This window comes from Streptomyces odontotermitis (assembly GCF_050510915.1).
Taxonomy (GTDB): domain Bacteria; phylum Actinomycetota; class Actinomycetes; order Streptomycetales; family Streptomycetaceae; genus Streptomyces.
In genome coordinates this window covers 52,205-68,038 of the sequence record NZ_JBNJLS010000019.1, presented here as the reverse complement: position 1 = coordinate 68,038, position 15,834 = coordinate 52,205, and the positions used below count along the sequence as shown (strand labels likewise).

General features: G+C 71.8%; 13 protein-coding genes and 1 riboswitch. Of the genes, 7 read left to right on the top strand and 6 right to left on the bottom strand.

What is annotated here, in order from left to right:
• Positions 1-97: 97 nt before the first annotated feature.
• The gene (locus tag ACQB60_RS35615; protein ID WP_496930255.1) at positions 98-1,846 is read left to right on the top strand and encodes a DUF5691 domain-containing protein; all 1,749 of its coding nucleotides are present in this window, start codon (positions 98-100) and stop codon (positions 1,844-1,846) included.
• A gap of 119 nt (positions 1,847-1,965) precedes the next feature.
• Here ACQB60_RS35615 and icmB read toward each other — a convergent pair whose 3' ends face one another.
• Positions 1,966-2,382, bottom strand: coding sequence for a coenzyme B12-dependent isobutyryl CoA mutase small subunit (icmB, locus tag ACQB60_RS35610; RefSeq protein WP_384850719.1), 417 nt, complete (start codon positions 2,380-2,382; stop codon positions 1,966-1,968).
• A gap of 356 nt (positions 2,383-2,738) precedes the next feature.
• Between icmB and ACQB60_RS35605 the strand changes: the two genes are divergently transcribed.
• Both ACQB60_RS35605 and ACQB60_RS35600 read left to right on the top strand, forming a co-directional pair.
• Positions 2,739-3,599 (top strand): lipase family alpha/beta hydrolase, encoded by an 861-nt coding sequence (locus ACQB60_RS35605; RefSeq protein ID WP_496930254.1) that lies wholly within the window; start codon positions 2,739-2,741, stop codon positions 3,597-3,599.
• A gap of 175 nt (positions 3,600-3,774) precedes the next feature.
• Positions 3,775-5,340, top strand: coding sequence for a M23 family metallopeptidase (locus ACQB60_RS35600; RefSeq protein WP_496930253.1), 1,566 nt, complete (start codon positions 3,775-3,777; stop codon positions 5,338-5,340).
• Positions 5,341-5,389: 49 nt separating this feature from the next.
• On the opposite strand, the gene pcrA is transcribed toward ACQB60_RS35600, so the two are convergent.
• Positions 5,390-7,921, bottom strand: coding sequence for a DNA helicase PcrA (gene pcrA / locus ACQB60_RS35595; RefSeq protein ID WP_496930252.1), 2,532 nt, complete (start codon positions 7,919-7,921; stop codon positions 5,390-5,392).
• A 255-nt stretch (positions 7,922-8,176) separates the two neighbouring features.
• Positions 8,177-8,332: riboswitch (cyclic di-AMP (ydaO/yuaA leader) on the top strand.
• An 8-nt stretch (positions 8,333-8,340) separates the two neighbouring features.
• Between pcrA and ACQB60_RS35590 the strand changes: the two genes are divergently transcribed.
• A complete protein-coding gene (locus ACQB60_RS35590; RefSeq protein ID WP_496930251.1) occupies positions 8,341-9,546 on the top strand; it encodes a C40 family peptidase in 1,206 nt (401 codons plus the stop codon).
• An 86-nt stretch (positions 9,547-9,632) separates the two neighbouring features.
• On the opposite strand, the gene ACQB60_RS35585 is transcribed toward ACQB60_RS35590, so the two are convergent.
• Positions 9,633-9,986: a hypothetical protein gene (locus ACQB60_RS35585; protein ID WP_496930250.1), complete on the bottom strand. Its 354-nt coding sequence runs from the start codon at positions 9,984-9,986 to the stop codon at positions 9,633-9,635.
• 321 nt (positions 9,987-10,307) lie between these two features.
• Between ACQB60_RS35585 and ACQB60_RS35580 the strand changes: the two genes are divergently transcribed.
• Positions 10,308-11,387: a C40 family peptidase gene (locus tag ACQB60_RS35580; protein ID WP_496930249.1), complete on the top strand. Its 1,080-nt coding sequence runs from the start codon at positions 10,308-10,310 to the stop codon at positions 11,385-11,387.
• Between the two features lie 28 nt (positions 11,388-11,415).
• Here ACQB60_RS35580 and ACQB60_RS35575 read toward each other — a convergent pair whose 3' ends face one another.
• Positions 11,416-12,132, bottom strand: coding sequence for a LuxR C-terminal-related transcriptional regulator (locus ACQB60_RS35575; RefSeq protein ID WP_496930248.1), 717 nt, complete (start codon positions 12,130-12,132; stop codon positions 11,416-11,418).
• Entirely contained in the window at positions 12,129-13,421 is a 1,293-nt protein-coding gene (locus tag ACQB60_RS35570) for an ATP-binding protein (protein ID WP_496930247.1), read from the bottom strand. The genes ACQB60_RS35575 and ACQB60_RS35570 overlap by 4 nt, the downstream gene beginning before the upstream one ends.
• 215 nt (positions 13,422-13,636) lie before the next feature.
• Here ACQB60_RS35570 and ACQB60_RS35565 point away from each other — a divergent pair, with 215 nt between their 5' ends.
• A complete protein-coding gene (locus ACQB60_RS35565) occupies positions 13,637-14,950 on the top strand; it encodes a PspC domain-containing protein (protein WP_496930355.1) in 1,314 nt (437 codons plus the stop codon).
• Positions 14,937-15,200: a hypothetical protein gene (locus ACQB60_RS35560; protein WP_496930246.1), complete on the top strand. Its 264-nt coding sequence runs from the start codon at positions 14,937-14,939 to the stop codon at positions 15,198-15,200. The genes ACQB60_RS35565 and ACQB60_RS35560 overlap by 14 nt, the downstream gene beginning before the upstream one ends.
• On the opposite strand, the gene ACQB60_RS35555 is transcribed toward ACQB60_RS35560, so the two are convergent.
• Positions 15,167-15,703: a DoxX family protein gene (locus tag ACQB60_RS35555; protein WP_496930245.1), complete on the bottom strand. Its 537-nt coding sequence runs from the start codon at positions 15,701-15,703 to the stop codon at positions 15,167-15,169. The two genes, ACQB60_RS35560 and ACQB60_RS35555, sit on opposite strands and share 34 nt — an antisense overlap.
• Positions 15,704-15,834 lie beyond the last annotated feature (131 nt).

Here is a 15,834-nt window from a genome sequence, read left to right as displayed (position 1 = left end):
GGACCACGTACGGGACGGGGACCCGAAGCGAGAGCAGCACCACACCGCGCACAAGAGCGGCATACGAGAGCGGCACTCCATACGAGAGGGGGACACCATGACCTTCGGAGAACCGACGACCACGGACCCGGCGGCCACGACAACGGCCACGGCCGAACCGTCCCGCGGCACCGAACCGTTCCGCGGCGCCGAACCGACCCACCGCGCCGCCCCGACCGGCATCGCGGAGCCGACCGGCCCGGAGCCGACCGGCGGCATCCCCACCGGCCCCTGGGAGGAGCTCGTCACCACCGCGCTCCTCGGCACCGACCGCCGCCCCCCTCCCGTGCACGCCCCGGGCAGGGCGGCGCCCGTCGCACTCCTGGACGCGGCCGCCGTGCAGACGGTCCGGCGCCGGGCGGGGCTGCGTCCGGCGGCCGCCGTCGCCCCGCCGGAGCCCGCGGCCGACGACCCCAGGCCCCCGGTGCCACCCGCCGCGCGGCGCAGGCTCGCCGCCCTGCTCGCCGACCGGCCGGGCGCGGGCGGCGGCGGACGCCGTGGCACCGCCCCGGATCTGATGGAGCTGCTGCCGCAGTGGCTGGCGCTGGCGAACGCCCGCGGCTTCGCCCCGCCCCCCGAGCTGCTGCCCGCGCTCCTGGACGCCGCCCGTGGGCGCACGGATCTGCGGCCCCAGGCCCTCGCCTTCGCGGGCCCGCGCGCGCTGTGGCTGGCCCGGCTCAACCCCGACTGGCGGTTCGCGTTGCGCGCGGCCCCGGGCGGCGGCCTGGCCCTGCCCTCTCCCGAAGAGCGCGGCGAGGTCCAACAGCTGTGGGAGGAGGGCCTGTTCGCCGAGCGCGTCGCCCTGCTCACGGCCGTACGGGCCGCGGACGCGGCGGCCGCGCGCGAGCTGCTCGCCGGCTCCTGGCCGACGGAGCGCGCGGAGGACCGCCTGATGTTCCTCGACTCGCTGCGCACGGGCCTGTGCGCAGCGGACGAGCCGTTCCTGGAGCAGGCGCTGCGCGACCGCAGCCGCAACGTCCGCTCCACGGCGGCCGAGCTGCTCTCCGCGCTGCCGACGTCGGCGCTCGCCTCCCGCATGGCCGCCCGCGCCGCTTCGTGCGTGGCCCTCGACCGTACGGAGAGCACACCGGCCCTCGTCGTCGAGGCCCCGCACGAGTGCGACGCCGGCATGGAGCGCGACGGCATCATCCCGAAGCCGCCCACGGGCCGGGGTGAACGGTCCTGGTGGCTCGGCCAGTTGGTGGAGTCGGCGCCGCTGTCCGCCTGGCCGGGGCGGCTCGGCGGGCGCACACCGGAGGAGATCGTGGCGCTGCCGGTGGCCGACGACTGGCGCGGCGAGCTGCACGCCGCGTGGTGCCGCGCCGCCGTGCGCCAGCGGGACGCGGCCTGGTCCCGTGCGCTGCTCGGTGCCCCCGTCGCGCCGGACGCGGCAGGGCCGGGCGCGGTCTCGCTCGCCGAGCGCGCCAAGCTCCTCGCGGCGCTGCCGCCGGACGAGCGGGCGCGCTGGGTCGCCGGCTTCATCGAGCGCCACGGCCTGTCGGAGGCGTTCCAGCTGCTCGGTGTCTGCGCGGTCCCCTGGGCGGAGCCGCTCGGCCGGGCCGTGGTGGACGCGCTCGACATCGCGCGGGACGCCGGGAGTTACCCCTGGAGCTTCAGCGGTGTGATGGGGCTCGCGGAGCGCTGCCTCGACCCGGCCGAGGCGGTCCGGCTCGACGTCCTCACGGCGATACAGGACGAGCCGGAGGACGCCTCGCCCGGGGCGGGCGGCTACTGGTCCGAGGCGTTCCAGCGGCTCGTCAGCACACTGCGCCTGCGACAGGCGATGAGAGAGGAACTGACCATGTGACGCCGAGCGGCACCGACACCGGAGCGCCCGTCACCAAGCGACCGTCGCCGAGCGCGCCTTTCATCAAGCGCCCGTCGCCAAGCGACCATCGTCAAGCGCCGGTCATCAAGCGCCCGTCATCAAGCGCCCGTCGACTCCCGCACGTTGGCCCGCACCCACTCCACGATCGAGGACGTCGTCGCCCCCGGGGTGAAGATCTCCGCGACCCCCTTCTCCTTCAGGGGCGCGATGTCGTCCTCGGGGATGATGCCGCCGCCGAAGACCTTGATGTCCTCCGCGTCCCGCTCCTTGAGGAGCTCCAGGACGCGCGCGAAGAGCGTGTTGTGCGCGCCGGAGAGGATGGAGAGGCCGATCGCGTCGGCGTCCTCCTGGATCGCGGTGTCGACGACCTGCTCGGGAGTCTGGTGCAGGCCGGTGTAGATGACCTCCATACCGGCGTCGCGCAGCGCCCGCGCGATCACCTTGGCACCTCGATCGTGGCCGTCGAGACCCGGCTTGGCGACGACCACGCGGATCGGACCGGCTGCCACACCCATCACTGCCTCCATGTACCGAACAGGTAGCGGAATCCACCGAGCGAGGAGCCGGGGAAGTGAACGAACGTTATCTCCAGCATCTCGCACCCGGCAGTTTCACGGTGGAGACCGAGGGGGAAATCACACGTTGGGACATATTCGCCGCGCGCCACTCCCACGACAGGCGACCCAGGGGCCGCCGGGACGGCGCGAGGAGAGCCGCAACGAGGTCGCCGCGCCACCACGCCGTCAGCCGCACGGCATGGTGGTGCGGTGCATCGCTTTCGTCACCGGAAGCGCATCCTTGGCCACGGCTTTCCCTGAGGGGCACACGGGGGACAGAGTCGTCTTCCCGCATGCCGGTCGGGAGGTCGACCATGACGGTCACGAGGGTCTTGCCCTTTCGTCAGCTCAGTCACCTGCTCCCCGTCAGAATGGCGGGGCTCTCCCTCGCCTTCCTGAAGGCGACGGCACTGGAGCTGGCGATCCTCGCCGGGCACATCCTTCTCTACCCCTCCGGCATGACCCAGGAGCGCCGCCCCCAGCTCCCGCCCGCGAGCGGCGGCGACACCCCGCGGCTGCCCGGCGAGGACAGGCCCCCGGTCCTGCTGCTGCACGGATTCATCGACAACCGCTCCGTCTTCGTCCTGCTCCGCCGCTTCCTCACCCAGCACGGCAGGCAGCACGTGGAGTCCCTCAACTACTCGCCCCTCACCTGCGACATCCGCACCGCGGCCGAGCTGCTGGGCCGCCACGTCGAGGAGATCTGCCGGCGCACCGGCCACCACGAGGTGGACATCGTGGGCCACAGCCTCGGCGGCCTCATCGCCCGCCACTACGTCCAACTCCAGGGCGGCGACGCCCGCGTGCGCACCCTGGTCACCCTCGGCACACCGCACGCGGGCACCCGCGTCGTGCCGCTCGCCGACGCGCACCCGATCGTCCGCCAGATGCGCCCCGAATCCCCGGTGATCAAGGAGCTGCGTGCCCCCGCCACCGGCTGCCGCACGCACTTCGTCAGCTTCTGGAGCGACCTCGACGCCTGGATGGACCCGCTCGAGACGGCCTGCGTCGACCACCCGGATTTGCGCGTGCAGAACGTGCGGGTGACCGGAATCGGGCATCTCGCCATGCCCGTGCACCCCGCGGTCGCGGCGGGCATCCGGCAGGCGCTCGACCTCACGGAGCCCTCTACCACGGCCGCGGCCTCCGCCGCCGGGGGTATGACAGTGGCCTGAAAGTTCGAACTGACCTCGAACGCAGGGCCAAAGGTCTGCCCACTGACCGCCGAAAGGCGGCCGAATGCCCGTTTCCTGAGCGCATGAAACCTGCCGAAGATTGTCGCGCCCGCATACCGCCGGGTACAGTCACCGCACTGCTCTGCCCCCTGCCGTCGAGGCGAAAGAGAAGTTGGTGAACGACCGTCACCCGTCGGGGACCACTCCCCCGTCCTCGGCACCCGACGTCGACTACGGCTCTTACGGCGCCTACGACCAGCAGAGCACCCAGCACGGCGGCTACGCCCCGTACGACGTCTACGCCACCGGCTCGTTCACCACCTCGGGCGGCTACGCCACCGACACCTTCACGACTGCTACCGACACCGGCAGCTTCGCGACGGACCCCCTCTTCGGCGATCTGCCCACCGGGCAGTACGACACCGGGCAGCACGACACGGGGCAGTACGACACCGGCCAGTGGGCCACCACGACGGGCACGCAGACCACGCTCAACTACGACCCGTACGCCGCGCAGCACCACGCCTCGTACGACACCGGCGGCTACGACACCGGCAGCTACGACACCACCGGCATCTGGGCCACCGCCGGGTACCAGCAGCTCGCCGACATCCCGGCGCAGGCGGGGCCCGACGCCACCGGTCAGTGGGACGCGAGCGCGTGGCACGAGGCGAACCAGGCGGCCCCCGCGGCACCCCTGGACCAGACCCAGCAGTGGGAGACGCAGACCTTCGCGGCGGGCACCTTCGACACGGGCGCCTACGACGCGACCGCGTGGAACTCGGACGGCCACCACGAAGCCGCCCCGCACGGGGCGGCGCACCATGAGTCGGCCCACGACGTGCCGCACGAAGACCCCTACGGGCCCCCCGCCTCGTACGACCAACCGCCCGCGGCGGAGCACGAGTTCACCCCCGACGAGGCGTACCAGCCCGACGGTCCCGACGGTCCTGATGGCCCCGCCGACCTCCCCGGCCGTACCCGCCCCGCCGCGCGCTCCCGCAGCACCCGCCGCCGCTCCCCGGCGAAGCGTTCCGCCCTGCTCACCGTCGCGGTGCCCTCGGTGTGCGTGATGGGGGTCGCGGGCATCGCCGCCGCGTCCGTGAGCAACCTCGGCGGCGGTGACGACGGCAAGGACACGACGGCCTCCGCCCCGGACCCCACGTCCGTGAAGCCCGCCGCCGCCAACAGCAAGCTCGACACCCAGCTGGAGAACCTCTCCGCCGACGCGGGTGACTTCGCGGACCGCGCGAGCCGCACCCAGAAGCGCATCGACCTCAAGGCGAAGAAGGACGCCGCGGAGAAGAAGGCCGCCGCGGAGGCCGCGCGCAAGGAGCGGCTGCGGCCCAAGTTCGCGCTGCCCGTCAAGCAGCACGGCCTCAGCGCGTACTACGGCCAGGCGGGCGTCAACTGGATGTCCGTGCACTCCGGCATCGACTTCCCCGTCTCGTACGGCACGCCCGTGATGGCCGCCACCGACGGCGTCGTGTCGACGAAGTGGAACAGCGCCTACGGCAACATGGCGGTCGTGACCGCCAAGGACGGCACGGAGACCTGGTACTGCCACCTCTCCACGCACAAGATCATGAGCGGCGAGGTCAAGGCGGGCGACGTCATCGCCTTCTCCGGCAACTCGGGCAACTCCACCGGCCCGCACCTGCACTTCGAGGTGCGCCCCGGCGGCGGCTCGGCCATCGACCCGCTGCCGTGGCTACGCAGCCACGACCTCGACCCGACGTAACTCCGGCCGCCCCCGGGCGCGTTCGTCTCCGGGCGCGTTCGTCTCCGGGTTACAGCTTCTCCACCGGCGCGTACCGCAGCAGCAGGCGCTTCGGCTTGGGCTCGCCGAAGTCCACCGTCGCCTCCGCGTTCGCGCCCGTGCCCTTCACTCCGACGACCGTGCCGAGACCGAACTGGTCATGGGTGACCCGGTCCCCGACCGCGAGCGAGACCACCGGCTTCTCGTTGGCCCTGCGCGTCGCGAAGCCCTGCGGGCCGCCCGCGCGCGAGCGGGACGAGGACAGCGAGGCGGCGACACCGGCCGCCGGTCCCGAGGAGGCCGGGGCGCCCATCGAGCCCGTGCGCTTCCAGTCCACGTGGACCTCGGGGATCTCCTCCAGGAAGCGCGACGCCGGATTGTACGAGGGCTGGCCCCAGGCGCTGCGCATCGCGGAGCGGGTGAGGTAGAGCCGCTCCCGCGCGCGCGTGATGCCCACGTACGCGAGGCGCCGCTCCTCCTCGATCTCCTTGGTCTTGCCGAACGTGCGCATGTGCGGGAAGACGCCGTCCTCCATGCCGGTGAGGAACACCACCGGGAACTCGAGGCCCTTGGCGGTGTGGAGCGTCATGAGCGTGATGACGCCGGAGCCGTCGTCCTCCTCGTCGGGGATCTGGTCCGAGTCGGCGACGAGGGCGACGCGCTCCAGGAAGTCGGAGAGCGAACCGGCGGGGGCGGCGCCTTCGTCGGCATCGGCGGCGGCGTCGGCGGCCGTGTCGGTGTCGGTGTCCGTCCCCTCCTCGGTCGCGCCGTTGTCCTGCTCGAACTCCAGGGCCACGGCGGCGAGTTCCTGGAGGTTCTCGATGCGGGTCTCGTCCTGCGGGTCGGTGGAGGACTGCAACTCGGCCAGGTAACCGGTCCGCTCGAGCACGGCCTCCAGGACGACGGCCGGGCCCGCGCCGGACTCGACGACCGTGCGGAGCTCCTCCATGAGGGTGTTGAAGCGCTTGACGGCGTTGGCGGAGCGGGCCGCCATCCCGTACGCCTCGTCCACGCGCGCGAGGGCCTGCGGGAAGGAGATCTTCTCGCGCTGCGCGAGCGCGTCGATCATCGCTTCGGCGCGGTCGCCGATGCCTCGCTTCGGCACGTTCAGGATGCGGCGCAGCGGCACCGCGTCCTCGGGGTTGGCGAGGACCCTCAAGTAGGCGAGGACGTCCCGGACTTCCTTGCGCTCGTAGAAGCGGACGCCGCCGACGACCTTGTAGGGCAGGCCGACGCGGATGAAGATCTCTTCGAAGACACGGGACTGCGCGTTCGTCCGGTAGAAGATCGCGACGTCGCCCGCCTTGGCGTCGCCCGCGTCCGTGAGGCGGTCGATCTCGTCGGCGACGAACTGCGCCTCGTCGTGCTCGGTGTCCGCGACGTAGCCGGTGATGCGCGCGCCCGCGCCCGCGTTGGTCCAGAGATTCTTGGGGCGGCGGCTCTCGTTGCGCTCGATGACCGCGTTGGCGGCGCTCAGGATCGTCTGCGTGGAGCGGTAGTTCTGCTCCAGGAGGATCGTCGTCGCGTCCGGGTAGTCCTCCTCGAACTGGAGGATGTTGCGGATGGTGGCGCCGCGGAAGGCGTAGATGGACTGGTCGGCGTCACCCACGACGCACAGCTCGCCCTGTTCGCCGGGATCACTGCCCTCTCCGGAGGGGCCCACCAGCTCGCGCACCAGCGCGTACTGCGCGTGGTTCGTGTCCTGGTACTCGTCGACCATCACGTGGCGGAAGCGGCGGCGGTAGTGCTCGGCCACGTCCGGGAAGGCGCGCAGCAGGTTGACCGTCGTCATGATCAGGTCGTCGAAGTCGAGGGCGTTGGCCTCGCGCAGGCGCGACTGGTACATCGCGTACGCCTCGGCGAGGGTCTTCTCGAAGCCGTCGGCGGCCTGGGCGGCGAAGTCCTCCTCGTCGATCAGCTCGTTCTTCAAGTTCGAGATCTTGGCGCTGAAGGACTTGGGCGGGAACTTCTTCGGGTCCAGGTCCAGGTCGCGGCAGACCAGGGCCATCAGGCGCTTGGAGTCCGCCGCGTCATAGATCGAGAAGGAGGACGTGAAGCCCAGCTTCTTGTACTCGCGGCGCAGGATGCGGACGCAGGCGCTGTGGAACGTCGACACCCACATCGCGTTCGCCCGCGGCCCGACGAGCTGCTCGACGCGCTCCTTCATCTCGCCCGCGGCCTTGTTCGTGAACGTGATCGCGAGGATCTGGCCCGGGTGCACGCCGCGCTCCGCGAGGAGGTGGGCGATGCGGTGGGTCAGGACGCGGGTCTTGCCCGAACCGGCGCCCGCGACGATGAGCAGGGGGGAGCCGGCGTGGACGACGGCCGCGCGCTGGTTCTCGTTCAGCCCGTCGAGGAGCGCCGCCGGGTCGAGGACCGGGCGGGGGGCGCCGTCGCGGTAGTGCGCGTCCCGGGGCGGCGGGGGCGCGTCGAACTTCCCGCCGAACAGGTCGTCCGGAATGGGCTCCGGAGCGCTGTCCTCGGGCGGCGGCGGGGGCTCTTCCTCATGGGCCTGCGAGGGCTTGAGGTCCGCCAGGAAGCTGTCATCAAAGAGGCTGCTCATCGCCTCCCGAGTCTAGGCGGACCCACTGACAACCCGCCCCGGGTTCCGGCCACCCGCCCCGCGGCACCCCTCGCGCCACCCGGTGCACGCGACCGGTCACGCTGCGCCACCGGCCGTCAAGGGCGCGTCTTGGCCTTCGTAAAGTCACGAAAATGTATCGGGCATATCGAACATCAACCTTCACACGGAGCACACGAGTTGGCTAGCGTGCTCCGCGGGCCGCACGTGATCCCACCGGCGAACCCCGCCGGGAACGCGCGGCCTCCGCCGAGTCCGACCCCCTCGGAGCCGGGGACCCACCAAGACCTTGGGGTGAATCGGTCCCGTACGAAGTACGGGACTGTAGGGCAGCCTTCCGAACCACCCGCCCGAACCCGACAGCTAACCCGGTAGGCGGTCTACGGAAGGAGTCGCCTCCCTTGGCGTCGCACCGCAAGCCGCGGACCCGCATTGCCGGAATACGTACAGCCCCCGCCATCGGCATCACGACGGCGGCCCTCACCTCCGTGGCCCTCCTGTCGCAGAGCGCGAACGCAGCGCCCTCCGCCCCGCAGAAGCCGAGCCTCGAAGAGGTCCAGAAGAAGGTCGACGCCCTGTACCACCAGGCGGGCGTGGCCACACAGAAGTACAACTCGGCCAAGGAGAAGACCGAGAAGCAGCGCAAGAAGGTCGACCGCCTCCTGGACGACGTGGCCAAGCGCACCGACAAGCTCAACGACGCCCGCCAGGAGCTCGGTTCGTTCGCGGCCGCCCAGTACCGGACCGGGGCCGTCTCCGAGACCGCCACGGCGATGCTGGCCAGCGACCCGCAGGGCTACTTCGACCAGAACCACCTCTCGGACCGCCTCACCGCGCGCCAGAAGAGAGCCGTCGACACCTTCCAGTCGCAGCAGGCGTCCGCGACGAAGCAGCGCACGAAGGCGGCGCAGAGCCTCAAGAGCCTGAGCCGGTCGCGGGACGACCTGAGGACGAGCAAGCAGGACGTCCAGGGCAAGCTCCGCGAGGCCCGTGAGCTCCTGTCGAAGCTGACCGCCGAGGAGAAGGCGCGGCTCGCGGCGATCGAGAAGAAGAAGGAAGAGGCCGCCAAGCGCAAGGCCGCCGAGCTGGCCCGCAAGCAGCAGGCCGAGGAGGCGCGCAAGCGCAAGGCCGAGGAGGCCGCGAAGCAGAAGGAGCAGGAGAAGGAGCAGAACGGCGGCTCCGACTCCGGTTCGGGGTCCGGGTCCGGCTCGGGTTCCGGCTCCGGCTCCGGTTCGGGCAGCACGGACGGCAGCTACGCCACCAAGGCCGCCAAGGTGATCGACTTCGCCGAGGCACAGATGGGCAAGCCCTACGTGTGGGGCGCCACCGGACCCGACTCCTTCGACTGCTCCGGGCTCACGCAGGCCGCGTGGAAGTCCGCCGGGATCTCCCTGCCGCGCACCACCTGGGACCAGGTGAAGGTCGGCACGACGGTGAAGACCGCCGACGCCAAGCCGGGCGATCTCGTCTTCTTCTACGACGACATCAGCCACGTCGGGATCTACATCGGCAACGGCAAGATGATCCACGCCCCGAAGCCGGGCGCGAACGTCCGCGTCGAGTCGATCTACTACATGCCGATCCACAGCGTGGTGCGGCCCGCGTAACCCTCTCCTGGAACACGAAAAGGGCACCCACACGCGTGGGTGCCCTTTTTCTCCGCGGGCTCAGGTCCGGAGCACCGCGTGCAGGCTCAGGTCCAGAGCACCGCGATGAAGATGTTCGCCGTCGTGAACAGGCCCACCGTCCCGAACATCGCCTTGTCCACCTTCTCGTCGTCCCGCTTCACATAGACGAGCGCGAGGATCACGATCAGCAGCCCGAGCTTCACGCCGATCTTGATGTTGTTGACCGGGTTGTCGTCGGCCTGGTTCAGGCCGACCAGGACGACGCCCGTGACCAGCATGGTGAGCGCGCCGTGCAGCATGGCCGGCGTGAAGCGGGCCGCGCCCGCGCCGATCTGCTTCATCTGGGTCAGGAAGCCACCCAGGAGCGCGGCGATGCCGATGATGTGCAGGCCGACGAAGAGATGGATGAGTAGGTCCATGAGTCCGGAGCCTAACCGGGCCGATAGCACCACTTGACGGCGAGGTCGCCCACAAACACCACATCGGTCACGGACGTAAGGGAGTGGGACGCCGCCCCGCGGGCAGCTCGGTCACATACGGTCATCGCATCGTCCCCTTGCGTCAGTTGCGGACAATCCGTCACCAACTCGTGACGCTCAGGTTTAGCGTCCTTGCCCAGGTGACCGGCTCCCCACCGCCGCTCGGACCAGGGGCGGCCGTCGGCCACCACCGCCGAGAAGTCCGGCGGCGGCCCCGTTCCCCTGTGCGGGCCGCCGCCGGACGCGAAAGGGGCCCGACTCGTGGCAGCGCACCGCAAGCCCAAACAGCGCTCGCTCAGCGGCCATACGGCCCGTACCGCCGCCACCCTCGCACTCGCGTCGGCAGCGACGGCCACCGCGTTCGAAGGCACCGGACACGCGGAGCCCAAGCTCAGCCCCGCCGAGGTGAAGGCCAAGGTGGACGCCCTCTACCACCAGGCGGAGGCCGCCACCGAGAAGTACAACGGCGCCAAGGAGAAGGCCGACAAGGCGGACAAGGCCCTGGACGGGCTCCGCGACGAGGCGGCCCGCAAGGAGGACCGGCTCAACTCCGCGCGCGAAAGTCTCGGTTCGTACGCCGCCGCGCAGTACCGCACCGGCGGCCTCGACCCGTCCGTCCAGCTCGCGCTCTCCTCCGACCCCGAGCAGTTCCTGGACCGCGCGACGCTCGCCGACCGCGCGGGCAGCAGGCAGGCCGCGGCCGTCACCCGCGTCCAGGAGGAGCTGCGCGGGATCGACCGGCTGCGCGGCGAGGCCGACGACGAGCTCGCCGACCTCAAGTCCCGCCAGGCGGAGCTGAAGCGGCACAAGAAGACGGTCACCAAGAAGCTGAGCGAGGCGCGGCGGCTGCTGTCCGAACTCACCGGGGACCAGCGCGCGGACGTCACCGACGAACTCGCGGGCGGCGGCCCCGCCCGTGACGCCAGCGACACCAGCGGCGCCTCCCGCGCCGACGCGAGGGCCACCCCCGCGGGAACGTCCAAGGCCCCCAACTCCCGCGCGGCGGCGGCCGTTTCCTACGCCTACAAGGCGCTCGGCAGCCCCTATGTGTGGGGCGCCACCGGCCCGAGTGCCTTCGACTGCTCGGGCCTCACCCAGGCCGCGTACCGCTCGGCGGGGGTCGCCCTGCCGCGCACCACGTACTCCCAGATCGACGCGGGCCGCCGGGTCTCACGCTCCGAACTGCGCCCCGGCGACCTGGTGTTCTTCTACTCGGGCATCAGCCACGTCGGCCTCTATGTGGGCGGCGGGCAGATGATCCACGCCCCGAACCCGAGCGCGCCGGTGCGGCTCGCACCCATCGACCAGATGCCGTTCGCGGGCGCCACGCGGGTGGTGTGAGTCCCGCCCACGACGGGGCGTCAGGCCCTCAGACCAGCCGCCGGGCCGTCGCCCACCGCGTCAGCTCGTGCCGGTTCGACAGCTGCAGCTTCCGCAGTACCGCCGAGACATGGGACTCGACCGTCTTCACGGAGATGTAGAGCTGCTTGGCGATCTCCTTGTACGCGTACCCGCGCGCGATGAGGCGGAGGACCTCGCGCTCGCGCTGGGTGAGGCGGTCCAGGTCCTCGTCGATCGGGGGCGCGTCCGTTGACGCGAAGGCGTCCAGGACGAAGCCCGCGAGGCGGGGCGAGAAGACCGCGTCGCCGTCCTGGACGCGGAAGACCGAGGCCACCAGGTCCGTGCCGGTGATGGTCTTGGTGACGTAGCCGCGGGCGCCGCCGCGGATCACGCCGATGACGTCCTCCGCCGCGTCCGACACGGACAGGGCGAGGAAGCGGACCGGGTTCTCCGTGTCGGCCATCAACGGGGCGCAGCGGCGCAGGACTTCGACGCCGCCGCCGCCCGGCAGGTGCACGTCCAGGAGGACGACCTCGGGCCGGGTGGCCGTGATGACCGTGACCGCCTGGTCGACGTCGGCGGCCTCGCCGACGACCTCGACGCCGGTGCGCTCGGTCTGGCCGATCTCCGCCTGCACGCCCGTACGGAACATCCGGTGGTCGTCGACGAGGACGACCCGCACGCGACGCTCGGTCCCGGTGCCGGGCTGCTCCGTCGGCTCGTTCGCCTCAGTGGCGTCGCTCATGTCGTCTTCTCCGCCCTCTCCATGGTCAGTTCGACCTCGGTGCCGCCGTCCGGCACCGCGCGCAGCCGCGCCGTGCCGCCGTTGCGCTCCATGCGGCCGATGATCGATTCTCTTACGCCCATGCGGTCGGCGGGGATCGAGTCCAGGTCGAAGCCGGGGCCGCGGTCCCGCACCGAGACGAAGACGGTGTCGCCCTCGACTTCGGCGTAGACCTGCACCGCGCCGCCCTCGCCACCGTACTTGGCGGCGTTCACCATTGCTTCCCGCGCGGCCTGCATCTGTGCGGAGAGTCGGTCGTCGAGCGGGCAGTCACCGACGACCACGACCTCCAGGGGGACGCCGTGCTTGTCCTCGACCTCGGCGGCGCTGCGCCTGACCGCCTCGGCGAGGGTGTCGGGCTCCTCCGCCTCGTCCTTGCCGGTGCCCTCCGGCTTGTAGAGCCAGGCGCGCAGGTCGCGCTCCTGGGCGCGGGCGAGGCGGCGGACCTCGCCCGCATTCTCCGCGTTGCGCTGGATCAGGGTGAGGGTGTGCAGCACCGAGTCGTGCACGTGCGCGGCGACCTCGGCGCGCTCCTGGGCCCGGATGCGCATGAGCCGCTCCTCGGAGAGGTCCTGCGTCATGCGGACGAGATAGGGGCCCGCGAGGAGCGCGATGCCGACGAGCACAGCGAGCGCGGCCTGCAGGACGGCGCCGAGGTGGGCGGCCGAGCCCTGCAGCACGAAGATGCCGGAGACTCCGGCGCCGACGAGGAGCACCCCGGCCGCGGAACGGGCGATCGTCAGGGTGCGCCGGCGGCGGCCGACCGCCATCCAGCGGGCCCTGCGGGCGTTGTCCGCCTGCCGCCAGACCAGGGCGACGCCCGCGCCGACGAGGAGGGTCGGCACCAGATACGCCTTGGCCGAGCCGGTCAGGTCGACGCTGCTGATGAAGACCATGGCGACGGCGACCATCGCGAGCAGCGCGACGATCTGGCCCTTGTCGGGCTTGCGGGCCACGAGTCTGCGGCGGCCGTCGGGCGAGGTCTCGGCGGTCATCATCGGGTGCCGCGGCGCCTCGTCGACGCCGCCGACGCCCAGGGGCACGAAGAACCAGAACGCGGCGTACACCAGCGCTCCCAGTCCGTCCGCCATGCACAGGCCGATGAAGATGAGCCGCACCCAGACGACGGGCAGGCCGAGGTGCCCGGCGAGACCGCGCGCCACCCCGCCCAGCCAGCGGCCGTCACCGCTGCGGTAGAGCTTGCGCAGCGGCCGCTCGTCTTCGATCGGGGGTGCGACGGCTTCTGGCATGACATTGATGTTCACACGGGCGCGGGGGTACGGGCATCAGGGTCGACCCCCGAGACTCCCCTGATCTGTGCGGATCGGGGACCGTCAGGGGCGATATCAGGGTCCGGCCAGGGTCGTCCCGGCTCCCGCGGCGGCCCCGCGCCCGTCACCATGGACGCATGACGGATCAGCAGGGCTCCGCGCCGAGGCCGACGCGGACCGAGCCGCGCGATGACATGTCCGACCGGGCCGCCGAGGCCGGCCGGCCGGTCGGCGAGCGCGTCTTCCGCCGCGACCGGCGGCAGAAAATGCTGGGCGGCGTCTGCGCGGGACTCGGCAGGCGCTGCGACATGGACCCGGTGATCTTCCGCATCGGCCTCGCGGTGCTCGCGATCACCAGCGGCTTCGGCCTGATCTTCTACGGCTTCGCCTGGCTCCTGGTCCCGGCCGACGACGCGGAGGAGAACGAGGCGCGCAAGCTACTCTCCGGCCGCGTCGACGGCCAGGCGCTGACCGCCGTGCTCTTCGCCCTGGTCGGCTGCGGCGTCTTCCTCACGCTCCTGAACAACAGCAGCGCGCTGACCTTCTCGGCCACGCTCGCGCTCCTGCTCGCGGGCGCGGGGTACTGGTCGCAGCAGCGCGACACCGAGGATCCCGACCCGGTGGCGGCCCAGGCCGCGGCGGACGCCCCGCCCGAGGCGAAGGCCCCTCCGGTGGCCCCGGCCCCCTCCTGGTGGCGGGACCCGATCGTCAAGGACGGCACGCACGTGGGCCCGTCCGGCTACTTCTGGGGACCGGACAAGGTCACCGTGGACTACCGTCCTGATCCTCCGCACGACACCCCGTACTCCCAGCGCTCCCAGCGCTCCCAGCACGAGCGCGCCGCCGCGGCGAAGGCCACCGCGCCCGAGCCGCGCGGGCCGCGCTGGATCGGCGGCTGGTTCTTCCTGCTCGCACTGCTCGCGGGCGGCCTCGGCACCGGCCTGACCTGGCACGAGCAGCCGCTCGGCACCAGCCTGCAGACCGGCCTGGCCTGCGCGCTCGGCGTCCTCGGCCTGGGCATCGCGCTCAGCTCCTTCCTCGGGCGCACGGGAGCGGGCTCGATCGTCCTCGCCGTGCTCACGGCCGCGCTCCTCGCGGCCTCCGCGGCCCTCCCGAAGAACATCGACACGCACTGGATACGCACGGAGTGGCACCCCGCCACGGCGGCGGACGTCCGGCCGAAGTACGAGCTGGGCACGGGCGTCGGCACCCTCGACCTGACCCGCGTCGAGGTGGGTGAGGGGAAGACCGTCACGACGCGCGCCGAGCTGGGTGCGGGGCGGCTGCGGGTGATCGTGCCGAAGGACGTCACCGTGAAGGCGCGCATCGAAGTGGGCGTCGGCGACATCCAGTTGCCCGACGACACCAAGAAGGACGTGGATGTGGCACCGGGCAAGGAGGAGAGGGTGACGTTGAAGCCGCCTGCGGGCAGCAAGGACAGCGGCACCGTGGAGCTGCGGCTCGAAGTCGGTCTCGGTCAGGCGGAGGTGAGCCGTGCTGCGTCATGAGTTCCAGCCGGGAAAGATGATCGCGGGGCTCGCCCTGATCGCGGCGGGCCTGGTCTCCGGGGGCGACGCGGGGGGCCTGTGGGACGTCCCGTGGTTCGTGGTGATCCCCGTCGTGGCCGGGGGTCTGTGTCTCGCGGCCGCCGCGGCCGTCGTGGCCCAGTCGGTGCGCGGCCACCGCAGGCGCCGCTCACCGGCCGGTCAGGACGGCCGGACGGCTCAGGACGAGAAGCCCGACATACCCGTGAGGTGACGCCGTCGGTCGGCGCGCATCGCGTCGAGGGAGAACACGGCGGCTCCGGCGAGCACCAGCGGCAGCCACGCCATCAGATACGCCAGGTCGTTGCCGTAGTAGTAGGGCGACTCGGCCCAGCTCATGGTCAGCCAGAGGCTGAGCGAGATCAGCGCGCCGCCCAGTGCGGCGAGCCGGGCGAAGAGGCCGATCAAGGTGCCGATGCCGACGGCGAGTTCACCGAGCGCGATGGCGTAGCCGAAGCCGACGGGGCTCTTCAGGGCGAGGTCGACGAGGGCGGGGACGGCGGAGATGTCGCGCACCCCGCGCATCGTCTCGCCGACCGAGCCGGCCCCGGTGGCCGACATGAAGGTGCCGTCGGTGAGCTTGTCCAGGCCGGCGTAGATGAAGGTGACGCCGAGGAAGACGCGCAGCGGGAGCAGGGAGTAGCGCGTGGCGGTGGCGCGCCAGTCGCCTCCCGCGGCGTAGTGGGTGTGGCTGTCCGTGCGCATGCCGTGGGCCATGACTCTGCCGCCTCTCCCGTAGGGCCGTCTTCTGACCATACGTACGAGACGGGGCCACCGCTCAGCAGCGTGCGGCGGTTTTCTCGAGGTGCGGGAGCGAAGGCTCGAGGTGCGGGAGCGAAGGGGAGGGA

Coding starts and splice junctions, on each gene's coding strand:
- icmB (WP_384850719.1), bottom strand. CDS start 2,382: ATGGGTGTGGCAGCCGGTCCGATCCGCGTGGTCGTCGCCAAGCCGGGT.
- ACQB60_RS35570 (WP_496930247.1), bottom strand. CDS start 13,421: ATGCCAGAAGCCGTCGCACCCCCGATCGAAGACGAGCGGCCGCTGCGC.
- ACQB60_RS35605 (WP_496930254.1), top strand. CDS start 2,739: ATGACGGTCACGAGGGTCTTGCCCTTTCGTCAGCTCAGTCACCTGCTC.
- ACQB60_RS35575 (WP_496930248.1), bottom strand. CDS start 12,132: ATGAGCGACGCCACTGAGGCGAACGAGCCGACGGAGCAGCCCGGCACC.
- ACQB60_RS35565 (WP_496930355.1), top strand. CDS start 13,637: ATGTCCGACCGGGCCGCCGAGGCCGGCCGGCCGGTCGGCGAGCGCGTC.
- ACQB60_RS35585 (WP_496930250.1), bottom strand. CDS start 9,986: ATGGACCTACTCATCCATCTCTTCGTCGGCCTGCACATCATCGGCATC.
- ACQB60_RS35615 (WP_496930255.1), top strand. CDS start 98: ATGACCTTCGGAGAACCGACGACCACGGACCCGGCGGCCACGACAACG.
- ACQB60_RS35555 (WP_496930245.1), bottom strand. CDS start 15,703: ATGGCCCACGGCATGCGCACGGACAGCCACACCCACTACGCCGCGGGA.
- pcrA (WP_496930252.1), bottom strand. CDS start 7,921: ATGAGCAGCCTCTTTGATGACAGCTTCCTGGCGGACCTCAAGCCCTCG.